Origin of the sequence: Rothia sp. HMSC061E04 (genome assembly GCF_001813685.1) — a bacterium.
In the GTDB taxonomy this organism is placed as follows: Bacteria; Actinomycetota; Actinomycetes; order Actinomycetales; family Micrococcaceae; genus Rothia; species Rothia mucilaginosa.
In genome coordinates this window covers 73741-93380 of sequence record NZ_KV813697.1, presented here as the reverse complement: position 1 = coordinate 93380, position 19640 = coordinate 73741, and the positions used below count along the sequence as shown (strand labels likewise).

The 19640-nt window shown below is 58.6% G+C and carries 16 protein-coding genes, 3 tRNA genes and 2 riboswitches; of the genes, 6 read left to right on the top strand and 13 right to left on the bottom strand.

The features are described 5' to 3' along the window. Window position 1: 1 nt before the first annotated feature. From HMPREF2927_RS02500 to HMPREF2927_RS02475, 6 genes are all read right to left on the bottom strand, one after another. Complete coding sequence (locus tag HMPREF2927_RS02500; protein WP_070685224.1) at window positions 2-700, bottom strand: ABC transporter permease; 699 nt, start codon at window positions 698-700, stop codon at window positions 2-4. A 3-nt stretch (window positions 701-703) separates the two neighbouring features. Next, window positions 704-1483 carry an ABC transporter permease gene (locus tag HMPREF2927_RS02495; RefSeq protein WP_070675417.1) on the bottom strand — a complete coding sequence of 260 codons (780 nt, stop codon included), beginning with the start codon at window positions 1481-1483 and terminating at the stop codon, window positions 704-706. Next, the gene (locus HMPREF2927_RS02490) at window positions 1480-2427 is read right to left on the bottom strand and encodes an ABC transporter ATP-binding protein (protein WP_070685222.1); all 948 of its coding nucleotides are present in this window, start codon (window positions 2425-2427) and stop codon (window positions 1480-1482) included. The genes HMPREF2927_RS02495 and HMPREF2927_RS02490 overlap by 4 nt, the downstream gene beginning before the upstream one ends. A gap of 189 nt (window positions 2428-2616) precedes the next feature. Further along, window positions 2617-2689, bottom strand: a tRNA-Phe gene (locus tag HMPREF2927_RS02485). A 73-nt stretch (window positions 2690-2762) separates the two neighbouring features. Beyond that, window positions 2763-2836: transfer RNA gene (locus HMPREF2927_RS02480), tRNA-Asp, on the bottom strand. Window positions 2837-2904: 68 nt separating this feature from the next. Further along, a tRNA-Glu gene (locus HMPREF2927_RS02475) sits at window positions 2905-2977 on the bottom strand. A gap of 949 nt (window positions 2978-3926) precedes the next feature. Between HMPREF2927_RS02475 and HMPREF2927_RS02470 the strand changes: the two genes are divergently transcribed. After that, window positions 3927-4508, top strand: coding sequence for a hypothetical protein (locus tag HMPREF2927_RS02470; RefSeq protein ID WP_070685220.1), 582 nt, complete (start codon window positions 3927-3929; stop codon window positions 4506-4508). 351 nt (window positions 4509-4859) lie between these two features. On the opposite strand, the gene HMPREF2927_RS02465 is transcribed toward HMPREF2927_RS02470, so the two are convergent. The 5 genes from HMPREF2927_RS02465 to HMPREF2927_RS02445 all read right to left on the bottom strand — a co-directional run bounded on the left by HMPREF2927_RS02465 (window position 4860) and on the right by HMPREF2927_RS02445 (window position 10295). After that, the gene (locus tag HMPREF2927_RS02465; RefSeq protein ID WP_044150832.1) at window positions 4860-6263 is read right to left on the bottom strand and encodes an FAD-dependent oxidoreductase; all 1404 of its coding nucleotides are present in this window, start codon (window positions 6261-6263) and stop codon (window positions 4860-4862) included. Between the two features lie 313 nt (window positions 6264-6576). Beyond that, window positions 6577-6942 (bottom strand): DUF2218 domain-containing protein, encoded by a 366-nt coding sequence (locus tag HMPREF2927_RS02460; protein ID WP_049358903.1) that lies wholly within the window; start codon window positions 6940-6942, stop codon window positions 6577-6579. A 180-nt stretch (window positions 6943-7122) separates the two neighbouring features. Beyond that, a complete protein-coding gene (locus tag HMPREF2927_RS02455; RefSeq protein ID WP_049358901.1) occupies window positions 7123-7572 on the bottom strand; it encodes a hypothetical protein in 450 nt (149 codons plus the stop codon). Next, the gene (locus HMPREF2927_RS02450) at window positions 7569-8318 is read right to left on the bottom strand and encodes an ABC transporter ATP-binding protein (RefSeq protein ID WP_049358898.1); all 750 of its coding nucleotides are present in this window, start codon (window positions 8316-8318) and stop codon (window positions 7569-7571) included. Before HMPREF2927_RS02450 ends, HMPREF2927_RS02455 begins: the two co-directional genes overlap by 4 nt. A gap of 6 nt (window positions 8319-8324) precedes the next feature. Continuing rightward, complete coding sequence (locus tag HMPREF2927_RS02445) at window positions 8325-10295, bottom strand: hypothetical protein (protein ID WP_070685218.1); 1971 nt, start codon at window positions 10293-10295, stop codon at window positions 8325-8327. Window positions 10296-10642: 347 nt separating this feature from the next. Here HMPREF2927_RS02445 and HMPREF2927_RS02440 point away from each other — a divergent pair, with 347 nt between their 5' ends. Continuing rightward, window positions 10643-12109 carry an NCS2 family permease gene (locus HMPREF2927_RS02440; RefSeq protein ID WP_070685216.1) on the top strand — a complete coding sequence of 489 codons (1467 nt, stop codon included), beginning with the start codon at window positions 10643-10645 and terminating at the stop codon, window positions 12107-12109. Between the two features lie 321 nt (window positions 12110-12430). Then, window positions 12431-13879 (top strand): NCS2 family permease, encoded by a 1449-nt coding sequence (locus HMPREF2927_RS02435; protein ID WP_005507245.1) that lies wholly within the window; start codon window positions 12431-12433, stop codon window positions 13877-13879. Window positions 13880-14016: 137 nt separating this feature from the next. On the opposite strand, the gene HMPREF2927_RS02430 is transcribed toward HMPREF2927_RS02435, so the two are convergent. Continuing rightward, a complete protein-coding gene (locus tag HMPREF2927_RS02430; protein ID WP_070685211.1) occupies window positions 14017-14460 on the bottom strand; it encodes a YchJ family protein in 444 nt (147 codons plus the stop codon). Window positions 14461-14581: 121 nt separating this feature from the next. Further along, window positions 14582-16009: an LLM class flavin-dependent oxidoreductase gene (locus HMPREF2927_RS02425; RefSeq protein ID WP_049327388.1), complete on the bottom strand. Its 1428-nt coding sequence runs from the start codon at window positions 16007-16009 to the stop codon at window positions 14582-14584. A gap of 114 nt (window positions 16010-16123) precedes the next feature. Further along, window positions 16124-16232: riboswitch (SAM riboswitch) on the bottom strand. Between the two features lie 175 nt (window positions 16233-16407). Next, a riboswitch (SAM riboswitch) is annotated at window positions 16408-16504 on the top strand. Window positions 16505-16508: 4 nt separating this feature from the next. Here HMPREF2927_RS02425 and HMPREF2927_RS02420 point away from each other — a divergent pair. The 3 genes from HMPREF2927_RS02420 to HMPREF2927_RS02410 all read left to right on the top strand — a co-directional run bounded on the left by HMPREF2927_RS02420 (window position 16509) and on the right by HMPREF2927_RS02410 (window position 19316). After that, window positions 16509-17345 carry an ABC transporter ATP-binding protein gene (locus HMPREF2927_RS02420; protein ID WP_070685210.1) on the top strand — a complete coding sequence of 279 codons (837 nt, stop codon included), beginning with the start codon at window positions 16509-16511 and terminating at the stop codon, window positions 17343-17345. 64 nt (window positions 17346-17409) lie between these two features. Next, entirely contained in the window at window positions 17410-18474 is a 1065-nt protein-coding gene (locus HMPREF2927_RS02415; protein WP_070685207.1) for an aliphatic sulfonate ABC transporter substrate-binding protein, read from the top strand. Continuing rightward, window positions 18474-19316 carry an ABC transporter permease gene (locus tag HMPREF2927_RS02410; RefSeq protein WP_049340216.1) on the top strand — a complete coding sequence of 281 codons (843 nt, stop codon included), beginning with the start codon at window positions 18474-18476 and terminating at the stop codon, window positions 19314-19316. The genes HMPREF2927_RS02415 and HMPREF2927_RS02410 overlap by 1 nt, the downstream gene beginning before the upstream one ends. Window positions 19317-19640 lie beyond the last annotated feature (324 nt).

The following is a 19640-nucleotide window of genomic DNA, read 5'->3' as shown; positions in this document are numbered from 1 at the left end:
TTCATGCCTTCTTCCGGTTGATGGTGAGCCCCGTGGGGGTGAGCGCACGCTGCACAAGGCCCATGAGCGCGTCCACAGCGAAGGCGAGAAGCGCCACGAGCAGGGTTGCGACGAGCATGCGCGGGTAATCGCGCACAGCGAGCCCATCGAAGAGGTACCTGCCGAGGGTTCCGCCGCTCAGGTAGGCGACGATGGTCGCGGTTGCAATGACCTGCACGAGTGCGGAGCGGAGCCCGCCGAGCATCATGTTGGCGGCGAGCGGGATTTCGAGGCGGGTCAGAATCTGCCATTCGGGCAGGCCTTGGGCGCGGGCTGCGTCCACGAGGTCTTCGGGTACGGCGGCGAGGCCTTCAAGAACTCCGGCGAGCAGGGGTGCTGCCGCAATAATAATGAGCACGATGAGGGCGGGCAGGGTTGAGACACCCAGCCAGAGCGCCAGAATGGTGAGCAGACCGAGCGCGGGTAGCGCGCGGGTGGCGGCTACGGTGCTCATGAGCAGGTTGCTGCGGCGACGGTTAGTGCCGTCGGAGGGGCGGTGGTGCCCAGCCCAGAGGCCGAGGGGCACGACGATGAGTGCCGCGCAGGCGGTGGCGAGGGCGGTGACGCTCAGGTGTTCGAGCAGACGCACGAGGATTCCGCCGCTTCCCTGCCAATTGGAGCCGTCCATGAGGTAGGCGAAGGTTCGTTCTATGACGTTCACGGGTTATGCCTTCCTTTCGGGGCTGTGGCGGTTCGTAACCGTAGCCGCCTGCCAGGGCGTAAGTGCCCTCGTCAGAAGGATAAGGAGCAGGTCGAGGACCAGTGCCAGCAGCAGGCTAAGGATTACGCCAGCCAGGATCTCCGAAGGGATATTGCGCGCGAGTCCATCGGTGAAAAGCGTACCGAGCGAGGGCACACCGATGAGGGCACCCACGGACACCATCGCAATATTTGCCACGGTTGCCACACGGATTCCCGACATAATGACGGGTGTAGCAAGGGGCAGGTAGAGCTCCATCAGCGCCTGTCGGGGCGTGTATCCGAGGGCGCGTGCAGATTCGTGCACGCTATCGGGTACGGAGTCGAAGGCATCCACACCGGAGCGCACCATGAGCGAGAAGGAGTAGACGCTCAGGGCGACGAGCACGTTCAGCGGGGAAATAATGGAGGTTCCCAGAATGAGCGGCATCAGCACGAACAGTGCGATGGAGGGGATGGTGTAGAGCAGCGAGGAGAGCTGCATGAGGGTTCGTGCACCGATGCGGCGTTCGGAACCGCGGTCACGGCGACGGCTCGCGTAGTAGGCGACCGGCAGCGCGACGAGAGCGCCAATCGCGACGGGTACGACGCCCTGGTAGAGGTGGCTGAGGGTCAGCTCTAGGATGCGCTGACTATTGGTGGCTACCCATTCCCAGTGCATATCGCTTGCGGCGAGGGGTGATACCACTAGGGGCTGCGCGGCGAGAGGTGGTGCCGCGAGCACAATATTTTCTAGAAGACTCATTCGCTTTTCTCGCCTTCTACCGCACCGTTCTGCGCTTTTCGGGAGGCGGCAAGTCGGCGTGCGCGCGCCTGGCGCACCGTCTGCTCATCCAGCAGACCGGCAACGGAGCGGCTCACGAAGGAGCGCACAAAATCATCGGCGGGGCTGTAGAGAATCTCTTCTGGAGTACCGAACTGTGCGAGGCGGCCGCCCTCCGCGAAGACGGCGATTGTATCGCCGAGCAGAAGCGCCTCATCAATGTCGTGGGTGACGAACACAATCGTCTTGGCGAGTTCCCCCTGTAGGCGTAGCAGCTCTTTCTGCAGGTCGGTGCGCACTACCGGATCCACTGCGGAGAACGGCTCGTCCATCAGCAGGACGGGCGCATCGGCGGCGAGAGCACGTGCCACACCAACGCGCTGCACCTGACCGCCCGAAAGCTGGGAGGGGTAGCGCTTGGCGTACGAAGAATCCAGACCGACCACGTCGAGCAGTTCGAGGGCGCGAGCTTGCGCCTCCTTGCGGGAGGCACCGAGCAGACGCGGCACGGTGGCAATATTCTGCGCGACGGTACGGTGCGGCATGAGCCCGCCCTGCTGCATCACGTAGCCAATGCCGCGGCGCAGCTCGTAGGGGTTCTTCTCGTGCACGTTCACGCCGTCAATGGTGATGGTGCCATTATTGGGTTCAACCATGCGGTTAATCATGCGTAGACTAGTGGTTTTACCGCAGCCGGAGGGTCCGACGAACACGGTAATCTGCCCGGCGGGAATATGCAGGTTCAGGTTCTGCAGCACTGTGGTGGGTTCACCGGTTCGGCTCGGGTAGCTTTTGGTGATGTTCTCGAAGCGGATTCCGCCCGCCTGCGCACTATCGACAGCAGCATTTTTTGCCCACGGAATTTGAGGTGAGTCCTCTAGGCGTTGGTGGGTTGAATTTTGGGCGGCTGAATTTTGGGCAGTCATGGGTGCGTTGGTGCTTTCTGCAGTGGCTATAGGGTAGGTGTCTCTGTATACAATCTATATACAAAAAGGCGGCATCTGAGGGTTTTATTCCCAAGATGCCGCCTTTTCGACGGCTTTGCAGTATCTGCAACCGCAAAGTTTTTTAAAAACAAAACCCGCCCCACTGTAGAAGCCTGGAGGCGGATTTCGTGGCTCCGACCGGCGTCGATCCGGTGACCTTACGATTTTCAGTCGTACGCTCTACCAACTGAGCTACAGAGCCTTGCGTATTTACTTTTAGATACGCAATGACCGCGTCTTCGGATGAATAATCATCTGAACTTACGCGGCCAGAGCGACCCCGACGGGACTTGAACCCGCGACCTCCGCCGTGACAGGGCGGCGCGCTAACCAACTGCGCTACGGGGCCTTGTTGGAATCAACAGAAGTAAACTCTATATCATCTAACTTGGCTTTGCAAATCGTGAGATTTGCAAGTACCCCCAACGGGATTTGAACCCGTGCTACCGCCGTGAAAGGGCGGCGTCCTAGGCCGCTAGACGATGGGGGCCTAGTCGATCGAACAGGTTCCGTTTTCTTCATCCCGTCGTTCGAACCTCCACTAGTCTATGACAGATTTGCGGAGGCGTGCAAACCGTTTTGTTCGATTTTACCCGATTTTGACCCCCATTTTCGACCATTTATAGCCTGGCACATATGTGTTTAAGCTTGTCAATGACGATTCAGAAAAACTTCAAAAAATTTTAAAATTTCTTCACAACACCCCATATCAGGAGCTTTTGGAGGGGTTTTAGCGACTTTTGGGTGCCTGCAGAGGCCTCGAAGAAGCCCTATTTCCCGCTCTGATTTCTACAGATTTTCTACAAACTCCTCCGAAACTCCTCCGAAATTTTGTTTCGAAGATGTCGGAATCAATCCCGCAAGAATTCCGAAAACCCACCTTCACATCTCTTATACACCCCTCTTATGCGCATCGCAGCGGCCAAAAAACTCCACAATATCTCCAAAAATTTTTCGACAACTTTCTACGCGCTTATATAGGACATGCAGGCAAGACGCTACCCTGGGTGCAAATATCTGCAAGAGAGTGCACAGCAACACCTCTCTAGAGGGTTCACCCCAGCCTCCCCGGAGCCCTCAAAAATGTGCCGCGCAAAGCAACTACAGGCCAGAATGCACGTAGATGCAAATATTCACTCTTGGGAATACAATAAACCGGCTTGTCAGACGCTTATTTTTCTCTCAGTGCAGATATCTACGCAATTATGACGACTCAGAAATATAAAGATTTGATAAACCTCTAGCGATTGACAAGGAGAGATGAAAGCCGGCTGAAAATACCCCCTGAAATAGCTTGAAGCCCCCTCTTTGAGCACCGTACTATAGAGGGCGTGAGGTCACTTCCGGACCTTGCACGGGGCCACTTCCGGAGCCCCAGACGTAAAGTCACCGCACATTACAGCACCGATAAACCGCATAGAGATCCAAAGGGGGATCCAGTGTCCGCAACGATGAATCGCCGCACGGCATTCCGTGCACTCGGCGTAGGCACCGCAACCATCGCTCTCGGCTGTGCAGCTGCACCTGCAGCGCAGGCACAGCAGATGGCGCACCCGCAGAAGGCAATGACTGCCGACCAGCAGCTCAAGCTGATTCTGCGCCGCCTAGAGCAGGTACCTGCCCGTTTGAAGTATGCGAAGCCTGGATCCTCCAACCGCGTTAATAGCGGCATTGAGAGCGCACTGGGCAACCTGACCACCGTCCAGGGCACTGACGCAGGCCGTCAGATTGCAAGCGCTAAGGCCGCTGTTCGTAAGTCTGATGGACGCGCCCACGTAGCGCTCTCCCCCGTTGGTGTTATTGCCTGCGTTGTCAGTATTGCAAAGTTTGTCATTCAGCTGGGCATCGCCATTTACAAGCTTATTAAGGCACTCGTTAACGCCTTCAAGCAGTGGAAGACCTTCAAGAACATCGTGAAGGCCGTCATTTCTGGTGAAGCCCGCAAGAAGCTGGGTACTGAAACTGAAACCGTACTCAAGGCCATTTTGGGCATTGAAGACGTCCTCAAAAAGTGTGCATAGTCTACACACCGTACGGCTATGCGCTTGTTTAGAGAGCTAATCTTGGTGTTTCTTTAGCTTTCTAGACCCCGTTAAGGGATGCGCCGCACGTGGAGTCACTGCATGGGCTCGCTGCGCGTCCGGGTAGCCGGAGGGTATGTCCTCGAGTGTCTTCGGCACCTACCCAGCCCACCCCGCATGACCTCATGGTGCGGGGTGGGTTTCTTTAACCGCTCTTTCGATAACTCTTCCGGGCGAGCACTTTCCGAGAGCCCCCTACTCCCCCGCTTCCTTATATATAGACAAAAATCGACCCCGCACCGGTTCACGGTACGGGGTCGATTTCTATGCTCTACGTGCTAGAGGTAAGGATTACTCGCCGCGGGAGATGTTGACCATCTCGTCGCGGTCCACAACCTTCACGCGGGCGCGAGGCTCACCGGCTGCATCCTTGGATGCGGCGCCCAGTGCCTTCTCGTGGTCGTCCAGGCGGTGCCAGCCTTCCCAGGTGGTGTACTTGATGCCCTTGGAGTCCAGGTAGGCGCTGAATGCCTCTGCCTCCGGCTCGGGTGCGGTGTAGAGGTTCTCGCGGTCCTCGAGCAGGTGGGTGATGGTTTCGAGCGCGTCAGACTTGGTGGAGCCGATCAGGCCGACAGGGCCGCGCTTAATCCAACCGGATGCGTACAGGCCGGGAACGACCTCGCCGTTCTCGTCCACGACGCGACCCTCAACGTTGGTGATGACGCCGCGCTTGTCGTCGTAACCGATTTCGGGCAGTTCGGAACCGAAGTAGCCGATTGCGCGGTAGACAGCCTGTACGGGGTAGTCCACGTACTCGCCGGTGCCGATGATGCCGCCGTTGCCGTCGAGCTTGTTGCGTTCCATGCGCAGGCCCACGACCTTGCCGTCTTCGCCGAGAATCTCGTGCGGGGACTGCAGGAAGTGTAGGTGCAGGCGGCGGGATGCGGTCTGCTCGTTGGTCTTCTGGTCTTCCAGCCAGCCGCGCAGGGTCTTCATCATGACCTTGGTCTGTGCGTTCTTCTCCATTGCTTCTTCGGAAGCAGCGTCGAACTGGAAGTCCTCTTCGTACAGGACGATGTCCACGTCGCGGGAGTGTGCGAGTTCGCGCAGCTCGAGCGGGGTGAACTTCATCTGTGCGGGGCCGCGGCGACCGAAGACGTGCACGTCGGTCACGGGGGAAGCCTTCAGACCCTCGTAGACGTTGTCGGGGATTTCGGTGACGAGCAGGTCGTCAGCGTGCTTGGAGAGGATGCGGGAGACGTCCAGAGCGACGTTGCCGTTACCGAGCACTGCAACCTGCTCAGCTTCGAGCGGCCAGGTGCGGGGGTAGTCGGGGTGGCCGTCGTACCAGGAGACGAAGTCTGCTGCGCCGTAGGAGCCGTCCAGGTCGATGCCCTTAATGTTCAGGGGTGCATCAAAAATCGCGCCGGTTGCGAAGATGATGGCGTCGTAGTGTTCGCGCAGGTCGGCGAGGGTCAGGTCCTTGCCGTATTCAACGTTGCCGAAGAAACGGATGTCGCCGCGGTCCAGGACCTTGTGCAGTGCGGTGATGATGCCCTTGATGCGGGGGTGATCCGGTGCCACACCGTAGCGGATCAGGCCGAAGGGGGCGGGGTAGCGGTCGAAGATGTCGATGGCGACCTCGACGGCGCCGGTGCGGACCTCTTCAGACTTGGTGAGGATGTCGGCGGTGTAAATACCGGCGGGACCTGCACCAATAACGGCGACGCGCAGGGGGCGTGCTGCTTCAGACACGAAAATCTTCCTTTCGAAGTTCACCGTCCGGCGCCCGGTGCGGCGCGAACAGGCGGTGAGCTTAGTGTTCACTTCTTGCCTATTTTACCGGGGATTGACGGGTGTTCGGTGGCTTATATGTCTTCGCCCACTAAATAGGATAATTTTCTGTCACCTAATCCGGGCGGGGTCACCTAATTCAGGAGGGGTCGCCTAATCCGGGCAGGGCGGCGCATCCGACCCCGGGCACCTCCGCACGCAGCGGGCATAGAACTGCCCCACCCTCCGAGGTGCAGGAGGGCGGGGCAGGGTAACGAAGACTAGAAAGCAGGGACTAGGAGGCGGGTACCGCCTCAAAGGTCACGACCAGTTCGTCGCGTTCGCCGAAGCGGACCAGGTGGCGGTCCAGCACATCCGCCAGACCAGCAGCCAACTCGTCGTTTTCGGCGCGTACCTCCATGACGAGGGCACCGTCGATTTCGCGCAGGTCACCGTAGCCGCGGAAAATACCATCGCGGTTGAAGGTGAGGCGCAGACCGTCGGGTAGTTCTGCGGTGCCGAGCTTGCGGCCCATGTGCGAACCGAGCTGCTTGATGTATCGGGCGGGGCGGTCGGTTGCTACGACGGCGCGCTGGCGTACCGGCAGGGATTCCGCGGCGGGATAGTTCTCAGCGGTGTTTTCTTGGGGAGTTTCAGTCACGGTGGGCTCCTTCTCATCTATGCCGAATTCTCATCTATGCCGAAAAAGGCTCACCACACGGAACCTGGCATCCGGCGACGCATGTTTCACCTCGAATATAGCAGAAACTTAGGGTCTACTAACCTAACAAACTATCATTGTTCGCGCAGGGGCGATAAACAACCACCGTTCTTTACACGCCTACCTCTTGAGCTTAATCTCAGCAGCAGCACCCAAATGTGCCGAAGTGACCGCATCATTCAAACGCTTAAAATCCGACCGGTCAGTGTACGTAATCGTCAAAACAGCCTTCTGCCCATCGCACAGAAGAGTCTGGGAGAACTCAACATTCTTCGCAGCCGAACGAATAGCATTAAGCTCTTCAGTCCGCGCAAGAGCTTGCTGTACATCCTCCGGTGAAGAAGCTGTTGCACAGGCTGGTGTAGTGGTCGAATACTCATTCAGCCATGGCTCAAAAGCCCCGCCCCAGTACAGGCACAGAAGAGCGCCAACAAACACCACGCAAGATACTAGAACGCCCACCACTTTTCGCGGCAGGTGCCGCAATCCGTTTTTTCGAGGGGCATCGCTTCCTGAATTTTCCGGCGCACGATCATACTCATCACGAGCTAGAGGGCTCCTTGTCGTCATGATCCGTTCTCCTTCCGATGAGAATTTACATTTACATCCACTAATCCCGAATCGGGAATTCTGGTAGGGCTTTCAAGACGGCATAGCCTATCGCAGGCGGCCATCATATCCGCGTCATGAGTCGCCACGATAACTGTGGCTCCACGCCGAGCAGCAGAGCTCAACAGCTCAACAACCAATGCCCGGTTCTCAGCATCGAGACTTGCCGTCGGCTCATCCGCAAAAATGTAGCGCACACCCTTATGGATTGCCCGAGCGATACCCACCCTCTGCTTCTCACCACCACTCAGCAGGGCAGCCGAAGTACGTTCCTTCCCCTCAAGACCAATGACACTCAGAAGCTCGCGGCTCTCATCCGTAATACGAGCACGACCAAAGGTCTTACGATCAAGCAGAATATTCTCGATAACGCTCCATTCCTCAATAATTCCGTAATCCTGAAAAACGAAGGAAGCTTCATCAGCCCAGAACGCAAGACGCTCCTTCTCGCGAGCACGTTCCATATGCCGGCCCCCAATAACAACCTCACCCTCATGAGGCGGCATCAGCAGACCCAACACATTCAAAAGCGTCGTTTTACCGCATCCGCTCGGACCCACAATGCCAGTTACTTCCCCCGCATATGCCTCAAAGTGAGGACTCTGGAGAATGGGCTGCCCCTGCGCATACACCACAATGTTGCGGGAGGCGATAGTTACCTCAGGGTGTTCCACATTGCCAGAGGGATAAACAGTATTCCTCATCATTCACTCCTATACGTGACGACGGTGAACCGTCGCGGAGAAGATACGGTTAAAACTCAGTCTCAGCACCAACGCCAGAATAGTGCCGTACAACAGCGGTGCCGTCATCGCTGAAAAAGCGTACTCTGCTCCCTGCACCAGAAGAAGTACCAACCCAGCAGCAGAGCAAAGGCACACAATGCAGGTTTCTTTCAGAAGGTACCCACTAAAAATTGTTCTAAGAGGCAGACCAGCAGTACGTAAAACAAAATCATTACGAGCACGAGCCGCAAGGGTAATGTACGTATTAATTGCTGTGCCAATAATGAGTGCCGCACAGAGAATTGCTAGGCCCACAAGATGCGCAACATACTGGTTACGTTCCAGCTGCGCGATGTAAAGGTGTTCTTCTCCCGCGCGGTCCACAGAAAGTAGGGTCTGCCCAATTTCCTCAGCGTTGTAGGCAGCCCGTACAGACGCAGGCTGAGAGACCATGACGTTACCGGTAGTCAAGGCCGCAGAAATAAAGGAAGGTTGTAGATTCTGCGTCGCCGATTCGGTTACCACAAGAACAGGCTTTTTATAGTTCAGAAGCCGTGAATCCTGAGAGCTCAAAGCAGGCACCTTTACCCCCGACGAGTTGGTTTTATCCTCCACAGTGAGCAGAGTAAATCCGCGATCCTCCCGGTCCTTCTGGTGGAAAGAATACTCTGCACGCAAAGACTGAGATCCAGGGAAGTTGCTATCCTCAACGTTCTTGAACGACAAGCCAAGACGCTGCTGAAGAAGGTCCACATAGGCGCGGTTCACCATAAGAGCACCATCGTATCCGCTACCCTCCAAACCCTTAACGTTTTCCAACGCATAGGACAAGAGGACACCGTTCCGTGATTCAAGAGAACCTAAAGCACGCACTGTAGCCTGGTCGTAGGAGGCGAGCGCCTGTTCATCCCGTATCGTCGCTTCAGGCACGTTCACCCGTAAGGTGTACTGGTCAGAAAGAAGAGACCAGCCAGCCGCCGAATCGCTCCTACCCAAACTCACTTGAGCGCTTGAGACCAGACCCGGAATAGTGCACGCCACTAAAACCACCACAGCATACTTAGCGATTGCACTCGGAACTGTAAAACGTCGATACGCCGGTTCCCTACGTCCCACAGCAGTAATACTCGGCCAAGTCATGAGGTTGATCAGCAGTAGAGCAACCAGCATGAGAACGGTAAACACGGCAAAAATCAGCGCCGTAACCCCCAACAGTTGAGGAAGATGCGCCACACCATACACGAACCCCTCTACGCATCCCATGCACAATGCTGTTACCGCTGCAGGAGGTAGCGCCAGGAGCAGGAGGTCTTGTGCATCCCTTCGCTGCAGACGCTGCGGGGAGTATCCGTTCAGAAGCAGAATATTCTGAGTTCGCGAACGGACCGACAACCACCCCATGATTGCGGTACAGAAGAGCACAGCGAGGCAGATAAGGCTCGTCAGAGAGCCCGAAGAAGTAACTGCCCCGTAGACAACACGCACCGGGTTAACGGAGGTAACTTTAACATCCATGCCTTGTTCACGGGCAAGGTTTTCAAAAGCACGCACAAATTCTTGGCTACCCGCTAGCGCGTATTGGCCGTCAAGCGAAGAATCCCCAAGTGCTCGTGACGGATATTTTTTCCCGTGCTTATCCGGGTCGAACCAATCGATAGTTTCACCGTCAGAGCTCAGTGAATTCGCCCCAAACACGTAGACGGATTTTCCGTGCCAAAAATCTTCGGGGTCGGCGACCACCTTGAGTAGCTGGGCACCATCGGCAGCGTAGCGATCCACCAGAGTATCAAAGTTCTGAATCAGCTCAGACTTAGACTGTTGCGAAGCACGGAGAGAAAGCTGTGCCTGCGCATTGGTACCCAGAGGAGTCTGCGTCTCCAGGACAGAGATGAGGGCGCTACCCAGCAGAAAGGTCAGAACTGTGCACAATACTGCGCACACTCTCAGAGCATTTTTCATCGTTGAATCCCCGTCTGTAGCGGGTGGGTCTAAACTTCACCACCGCAGGCCTGGTGCTAGAAGACTACCACCTTCACAACCTAAATGGTATAGATTTTCGAATTATTTAGATTCAAAACATATATTTTTTTACTAGTCAGCGGATTTTATAGTTTCTACAGTGCCTTTTCAGGCTTTCTGAACGAAAGCTGGGAATTTCCTGGATTAACGCTTAGAGAAACTTTAACCGTAGAATATTTCGGTAACAACAGTGTCACCTCCCCAACACACCGGGAAGTGGCACTTTTTTATGCGGGATCGGAACCCCGAACCCCGCCCCGACTATGAGTATCTACGGATTTTCACGAATGTCTTCTGAGAACACCGCGGCTCCCCAGAGCCCCAAGGCAGAAGCCAAGGGCGCACTGGACCGTTACTTCAAGATCACTGAGCGAGGCTCCACCATCGCCGCAGAATTCCGCGGCGGCCTCGCCACCTTCTTCGCGATGAGCTACATCGTCGTGCTGAACCCCCTCATCATCGGCCTCGGCAAGGACGCATCCGGCAACGCCCTCGGCGTACCGCAGGTCGCAGCAATGACCGCACTGGTCGCAGGCGTCATGACCATCCTCATGGGCGTCATCGCCAAGCAGCCCTTCGCCATGGCGGCAGGCCTCGGCGTGAACGCGCTGCTGGCAACCACCATCGCCTCCACCCCCAACCTGACCTGGCCCGCCATCATGGGCCTCGTCGTCTGGGCTGGTGTGCTGATGACCATCCTCGTGCTGACCGGCTTCCGCACCGCAGTGTTCAACGCGGTTCCCGAATCGCTCAAGGTTGCAATCGTCGTCGGTATCGGCTTCTTCATCGCCTTCATCGGCCTCGTTAACGCAGGCATCATCCGCCGCATGCCCGACGCAGCCGGCACCACCGTGCCCGTCTCCTTCGGCGTGAGCGGCCACCTGCTCGGCTGGCCCACCCTGGTCTTCCTGTTCGGCCTGTTCCTCACCATTGCGCTGTTCATCCGTAATGTGAAGGGTGCAATCCTCTACGGTGTGCTCGCCTCCACCGCCCTCTCCATCATCCTGGAGAAGGTCGTGCCCTCCGGCAGCTCGCTTCAGTCCCCCACCGGCTGGTCTCTGAACGTCCCCGTCTGGGACTCCAACACCAGCAAGCTGCCCGACTTCTCCCTGTTCGGCTCCGCTGACCTGTTTGGCGCCTTCGGCACCCTCGGCGGCATGGCTGCAGTTCTGCTGATCTTCACCATCCTCATCTCCGCGTTCTTCGACGCAATGGGCACCTCCGTCGGTCTCGCAACCGAAGCAGGCACCATCAAGGACGGCCAGATCGAGAACGTCGACAAGGTCCTGCTCGTGGACGCCCTCGGCTCCGTAGCCGGCGGTGGCACCTCCTCCTCCGCAAGCCAGATCTTCGTGGAGTCCGCAACCGGTATCGGCGCGGGCGCACGCACCGGCTTCGCGAACATCGTCACCGGCGCACTGTTCCTCGTCGCAATCTTCCTGTCCCCGCTGGTCACCATCGTGCCCTTCGAAGCTGTTGCACCCGCAATGGTGTTCGTTGGCTTCCTGATGATCCGCCAAGCAGTGAACATCGACTGGAACGACTGGGGTCTGGGTATCCCCGCGTTCATGACCATCATCTTCATGCCGCTGGCATACTCCATCGCGGACGGTATCGGCGCAGGCTTCCTGTCCTACGTCTTCATCCGCTTGGTGCAGGGTCGCGGCAAGGAAGTTCACTGGCTCATGTACGTGGTTTCCGCAGTGTTCCTCATCTTCTTCGCTAACGGCCTGATTACCGGCTGGATGCACTAAATACATCAGGTGCCTCACCCTCCACACGTGGAGGCGCGGGCACCATCAGGGCGGGGTATCGGCACCTTCGGGTTGCCGGTACCCCGCCCTGCGCTATTCTTCCCTCTACCCCAACTACCCAATTCTGGGTTGCAGGGGTCGGGGAAACACCACATCACCGACTGAACCGCCGCACACAACGCGTTTCAACGGCACAAGCTAAGCGGCGGCGCCTACAATAGTTGAACCATTGTGGCGCCCAACCCGGGACTTACCCGCGAGCTTTACCCTCGAAACCGGCGGCGCAACAGTACACACCGAACAACATCAACGGATCCTCACATGTCTGAACCCCAGAAGGCGGCAGCGCCCACCAGCGCACTCGACCGCTACTTCAAGATTTCCGAACGCGGCTCCTCCATCGCCGCAGAATTCCGCGGCGGCCTCGCCGCATTCTTCGCCATGAGCTACATCGTGGTGCTGAACCCCCTCGTCATCGGTACCGGTGCTGACGCCTCCGAACGCACTCTCGGTATCGCACCCGTCGCGGCTGTGACCGCGCTGGTTGCTGGCGTGATGACCATCCTCATGGGCGTTATCGCCAAGCAGCCCTTCGCCATGGCGGCTGGCCTGGGCGTGAACGCGCTGCTCGCCTCCACCATTGCCACCACCCCGAACCTGACCTGGGCAGACATCATGGGCCTGGTCGTTCTTGCCGGTCTAATCATGACCGTTCTGGTGCTCACCGGCTTCCGTACCGCGGTGTTTGAGGCGGTCCCTGAGTCGCTCAAGACCGCGATTGTGGTCGGTATCGGCTTCTTCATTTCCTTTATCGGTCTGGTCGACTCCGGCATTATCCGCCGCATGCCTGACGCAGCCGGCACCACCGTTCCGGTGAGCCTCGGCGCGGGCGGTCACCTGCTCGGCTGGCCCACCCTCGTCTTCCTCTTCGGCTTGTTCTTCACCATCGCCCTGTTCATCCGTAACGTGAAGGGTGCGATCCTGTGGGGCGTGCTCGCCTCCACCGCGCTGTCCCTGATTCTGGAGGCGGTTGTCCCCTCCGGTTCCGTGAAGGAGGCGGCGACCGGCTGGTCCCTGAACGTGCCTTCCCTGGCGGACATGAAGTTCACCACCCCGAACTTCTCCCTCATCGGTTCCGCTGACCTGTTCGGCGCGTTCACCCATATCGGTCCGCTGGCTGCTTCGCTGCTGGTGTTCACCATTCTGCTGTCCGTGTTCTTCGACGCGATGGGCGTTTCGGTTGGTCTTGCCGCCGAGGCTGGCACCATGAAGGACGGCAAGGTTGAGGACATCGACAAGGTCCTGCTCGTGGACGCTTTTGGTTCCGTTGTTGGTGGTGGCGCGTCCGGTTCGGCGAACCAGATTTTCGTGGAGTCCGCTACCGGTATTGGTGCGGGTGCACGCACCGGCTTTGCGAACATTGTGACCGGTGTGCTGTTCCTACTGGCGATTTTCATTTCGCCGCTGGTCACCATCGTTCCTTTCGAGGCGGTTGCTCCGGCGCTGGTCGTGGTCGGCTTCCTGATGATTCGCCAGGCCGTGAATATTGACTGGACCGACTGGGGTCTGGGTATTCCGGCATTCTTGACCATTATTTTCATGCCGCTGTCGTACTCAATTGCGAACGGTATTGGTGCCGGCTTCGTGGCGTACACTTTCATTCGCCTGGTGCAGGGCCGCGGTAAGGACGTGCACTGGCTGATGTACCTGGTGTCCGCGGTGTTCGTGATCTACTTCGGTATGGGCATCATTAACGGCTGGACTAGCTAAGTCCGACAGTCCCAATAGTTAGCCTCGTTGAGAGGCATCAACAAAGAATGGCAGAATCGTTCCGTTTTCGGAATGATTCTGCCATTTCTTCCATGCCCACACTCTGCACGTACGAGAGGCAGGGAAAGTTACGAGATTTAGCGGACGTCTCCATCCACATAGAACCAGGTGCCGCCCACCTTCTCAAAGCGCGACAGCTCATGCATGCTGCCCTTCACCCGCTCCTCCGCAGGAACACCCGGCACCGAACGGTAATACGCAACAAACTCCACCGTACCGGACACATCAAACGGGCCACCCGAAGCACCCAGAATGTCCAGACGATACCAGCGGATATCATCCTCCAACTCCAGCGTCGCCGGGCGAGTACTCGGATGCCAGCTCGCCAGCAGGTACGCCGCATCCCCGGTCGCAAACGCGGTAAAACGCGAGCGCATCAGCTGCTCCGACGCGGGAGCAGTCAACGTGCCGGAGGCGGCAAACTCGCCCAGGAACCTGCCACAGCAGGCGCCGTACACCTCGCCGCTCGAGCAGGGGCAGCGGTCATCATGGTTAAGTTCAACCTGGTTCAGTTCAGTCATGCCACCCAGTATAAAGAAACGCCCGCTCTGCCGGGGATACAAATCCTCCAGCAGAACGGGCGTTCTTGTTTTCAATCGTTAAGTTTGAGCGAACCTACACGGTGCGCATCAGCGGCAACGCTTATTCAGCGATTGCGCGAGCCGGGGTGTCAGCAGCCGAAGGCTTGCCCACGTATGCGCCGCGGTACTTAGCAGCCGGGTGGGAGTCAGCAACCTTGGTGTGGCCCTTACCGAAGATGTTCTCACGCAGGGTGTTGCCCTCGTACTCGGTGCGGTAGCGGCCACGCTTCTGCAGCTCGGGAACAACGTACTCGATGAAGTCCTCGAAGGAACCCGGGGAGACGTGGTACGCCAGGTTGATGCCGTCCAGGCCACCCTCGTCGATCCAGCGCTCCAGCTCGTCAGCAACCTGAACCGGGTCACCAACAATGACATCGCCCATGCCGCCGAGGGTGGTGTGCTCAGCGATGGCCTTGCGGGTCCACTTCTTGTCCTTCGCCTGCAGAGTGAAGGGGGTCAGGAAGGACTGAATCGACTCGGTCTGCACGTAGTTCAGGACCTCGTCCTCGTCGAACTGGGACAGGTCAACACCGGACCAGCCGCCGATGATAGCCTGTGCAGAGTCGAGGTTGATGTACTTCTTGTACTCCTCGTACTTTGCCTTTGCCTTCTCTTCGGTCTCATCCACAATGACGGAGAGCATTGCGAGGATCTTGACGTCGTCGCGGCTACGGCCCTGCTCCTCGGCAGCGGCACGAATACGGTCGGTCACAACGCGAGTCAGGTCGGGACGCAGGGCGCTGATGAACACAGCCTCAGCGTGCTTGCCGGAGAACTGCTGGCCACGGCTGGATGCGCCAGCCTGGAAGATCACGGGGGTGCGCTGCGGGCTCGGCTCAGTCAGGGAGATGCCGGGCACGGAGAAGTACTTGCCCTTGTGGCCAATCGGGTGAACCTTGGAGGGGTCAGCGTAGATGCCGCGCTCGCGGTCCTTGATGACTGCGCCGTCTTCCCAGGAGCCTTCCCACAGCTTGTAGCAGACGTCCAGGAACTCGTCAGCGATTTCATAACGCTCGTCGTGCGGGATCTGGGTGGGCAGACCCTGGTTCTCAGCAGCCGAAGGCAGGTAAGAAGTCACCACGTTGAAGCCGACGCGGCCCTCAGTGAGGTGGTCAAGGGAGGCGTAGCGGCGAGCCAGGGTGTAGGGCTGCTCGAAAGTAGCGGCAGCAGTCACACCGAAGCCGAGGTGCTCGGTCACTGCAGCCATTGCAGAAATCTGGGTTGCGGGGTCATTCACGGGAACCTGAGCGGCACCCTCAATGGCGGGAGCGGCAGAGTTCTTGTACACGTCGTAGATGCCGACCACGTCAGCGATGAACACGGCGTCGAACAGGCCGCGCTCAAGGGTCTTAGCCAGGTCAGTCCAGTACTTGATGGTGTTGTACTCGGTTGCGCGGGAGCGCGGGTGACGCCAGAGGTCGAAGCTCTGGTGACCAATGCAGGTCATCTCGAATGCGTTAACTACGATGCGCTTCTTCTGCTCAGCCATCGATTTTCCTTTCGCGAATGATCGGGGACGATCGGGTTTGTACCCTGCACCCCGCGCGCCGCCTCCTTCTTGCCTTCTGCGTTCGGTGGTGGCCTTCGTGCAGGTGGCGCGTTCGCGCCGTACTTGCCTCTTTTCGTTGAGGCCAGATCATCATCTGGGGCACCCCGCTACGGGAGAGGGTTGCCGCCCGGCTAGCCAGAGCTTCGCGCCGGGACTCATGATCTCGTGGTTTGAGTGTACGGGGCGCGCGGGAGGGAGGTCACGTTTGTGACGAAAAAATCTTTTTGTGACGTGGAACCGAAATATTTCGTGATAAATGCGAAATATACGGTCATAGAAATTCATACGCGCCCGCCGGGTTGATTGAGGCACGCCACAGCCCATAGGGTGGGAGAAGCAAACCATCCAGAGCGACTGAGAGACCTGGCTCCACGACGTCGCAGCAACCGGCACGGATTCTTCCGCCCCCGGTGCTAACGCCAGGAACGATGGAAGTGACATGACACTCAACAGTGCAGTAACTGACGTACCCACCAGTGAAAAGAACGGCCACCACGCCGTATCCACCGCCGCCGTCCCCTTGAGCTTTGAAGGCGTCGGACAATCTTTCCCCGTGCCCGGCGGAACCCACGAAGTTCTTCGCGGAGTCTCCTTCACCGCAGCCCCCGGCGAGATTATCTCCGTCATCGGCTCCTCCGGATGCGGCAAATCTACCCTCCTGCGTGCAGCAGCAGGCCTGAACCGCATCACCGCAGGTACCGTGCGTATCGGCGAGAAGGCAGTGACCGGCCTCGACCCCCGCGTAGCTATCGGCTTTCAGGAACCGCGCCTGCTCCCCTGGCGCACCGTCGCCGACAACGTGGCGCTCGGACTGCCGCAGGGCACCAAAAAATCTGAAGGCGCAGCATCCGTAGCGCGTCTGCTCGACCTGGTCGGCCTGGGCGAATACGCAACCCACCGTCCCAAGGAAATTTCAGGCGGTATGGCTCAGCGCGTTTCCCTGGCGCGAGCGCTCGCACGCAACCCCGGCGTGCTGCTGCTCGACGAGCCCTTCGGTGCTCTGGACGCGCTGACCCGCATCAACATGCAGGATTTGCTGTTGGACGTGCACCGTCAAGACCCGACTACGATTCTGCTGGTCACCCACGATGTGGAAGAGGCGCTGTACCTCTCTGACCGGGTGATCGTCCTCGGTAAGGACACCCCGGAGGCGCCCGCCACCATCCAGCGCATTGTGACCGTTGACCGTTCTCACCCGCGTGACCGCGCCGATGCAGAGATCACGGCGCTGCGTAGCGAACTGTTGGCTGAGCTCGGCGTGGAAGATAACGCCTAAAGCCGCCACGCAACACATTTCTCACACATCACATCATCATCTTCAGAAGCGAAAAGATTTCATCATGACTTACTCCCCGTCTCGCCGTACCACCCTCAAGTCCCTTGCCGCAGCCGCCGCTTTTGCTACTCTGCTCAGTGCCTGCGCCGGTGAAGGTTCCGGTTCCGCTAACGCCTCCGGCGCTGCCGGTGGTGGCGATCAGAACACCGTGACCATTGACTACGCGACCTACAACCCGCTGTCCCTGATTATCCGCAAGAAGGGTTGGCTTGAAACCGCCCTCGCCGCCGAGGGTAAGAAGGTTGAGTGGGTCAAGTCGGCCGGTTCGAACAAGGCGAATGAGGCGCTGCGTAGCGGCAATATTGATGTTGGCTCGACCGCCGGTTCGGCGGCGCTGCTGGCACGCGCTAATGGTTCCCCCATCAAGGTCATTAGCCTCTACTCGCAGCCGGAATGGTCGGCGCTGGTGACCCGCAAGGATTCGGGCATCACTAAGGTTGCGGACCTGAAGGGTAAGACCGTTGCCGTGACCAAGGGTACCGACCCGTACTTCCTGCTGCTGCAGGCACTCAAGCAGGAGGGTATTTCCGCTTCGGACCTGACCATTCAGAACCTGCAGCACGCCGACGGCCGCACCGCCCTGGATAACGGTCAGGTCAACGCGTGGAGCGGCCTGGACCCGATCATGGCTGCTGCCGAGGTGGAAAGCGGCGACGTGCTCTTCTACCGCAACCTGAACTTCAACACCTACGGATTCCTGAACGCGACCGAGAAGTTCATTCAGTCCAACCCGACCGCCGCACAGACCATCGTGGACGTGTACGAGTACGCTCGTGCCTGGGCTAAGAAGAACCCCGAAGAGGCTGTGAAGATTGTCGAGGAGGAGTCCGGCATTAAGCACGAGACCGCCCAGGTCGTCATGGAGCGCACCCACCTGGACATCGACCCGGTTCCGGGCGCTAAGCAGGTTGAGGTTCTCAAGGGTGTCGGCCCGATTCTGGTCGAGTCCGGCGACGTTCCCTCCCAGTCCGACGTGGACAAGGCACTGAACAGCATTGTGGACGACCAGTTCGCAAAGAAGGCTGACAGCGCAGCCGTCGAGAAGATCGCAAAGGTGGTTGAGAAGTAATGACCGCCGCAACGGTTACCGCCGCCTCCAGCGCTCGCGCTGAGCGTGCCGAGAAGCGTGTCTCTTCCGTGAAGCTGCCGTCGAACCCGTTCGCCGGTAAGCAGTACCTGGGCCTGATTCTTCCCCTGGCGCTGATTGCCCTCTGGTACATTCTGAGCACGAACGGCGTGTTCACCCAGGTTCAGCTGCCCTCCCCTGACCGTGTGGTCAGCGCCGGTGTTGAGCTGGCACAGCGCGGCGAGTTGGGCCGCCACGTGGCGATTTCTACTCAGCGTGTGCTGATTGGTTTCGGTATTGGTGCCGTGCTCGGCCTGGTGCTGGGTGCGCTGATTGGCTTGTCTGCGCCGGTGCGTCTGATTGCCGCACCGACCATTGGTGCGCTGCGTGCCGTGCCGTCCCTGGCATGGGTTCCGCTGCTTCTGCTGTGGATCGGTATCGGCGAGAATTCCAAGGTGACCCTGGTTGCTATTGGTGCATTCTTCCCGGTGTACACCACGGTTTCTGCGGCTCTGGCGCACGTTGACCCCAAGCTTGTGGAGGCGGCACGCGCCTTCGGTCTGAAGGGTCTGCGCCTGTTCACCACGGTTCAGCTTCCCGCGGTTCTGCCGTCGGTCGTTTCGGGTCTGCGTCTGGCGCTGGCTCAGGCGTGGCTGTTCCTGGTCGCCGCTGAGCTGCTGGGTGCATCCATGGGCCTGGGTTACCTCCTGACCGACTCGCAGAACAACGGTCGCACCGACCGCCTGCTGCTGGCTATTGTGGCGCTGGCGGTGCTCGGTAAGATTACCGACGCCCTGGTGGGTGTTTTCGAGCGCTGGGTGAAGGCGAAGTACCCCAGCAACTAACGCCACCAGTAACTAGCACCACAGCTAAACGCAACACTCAGCACGCGCTGAGTTTTAGGAGAGATGTCCGCCGCGTGGCTGCTCCCCAAAGGTGAGCTAATCATCGCTACGCGCCGGAGAAAGAAGTCGGCGGGGAAACCTGTCGCCTACTGAATGATGATGATGTGCCCCGCCCCGCGCCCCACAGCAGTGAGCGCGGGGCGGGGTCTTTAAATATTTCGGAATATTACGAACTGGTACTCACCATTCCGAATATGACGGTCCCCTTTGCGTCCACCCCCTCGAGCGCGCTTTACTAAGAAGGCAAACCATCCAGAGCGACCG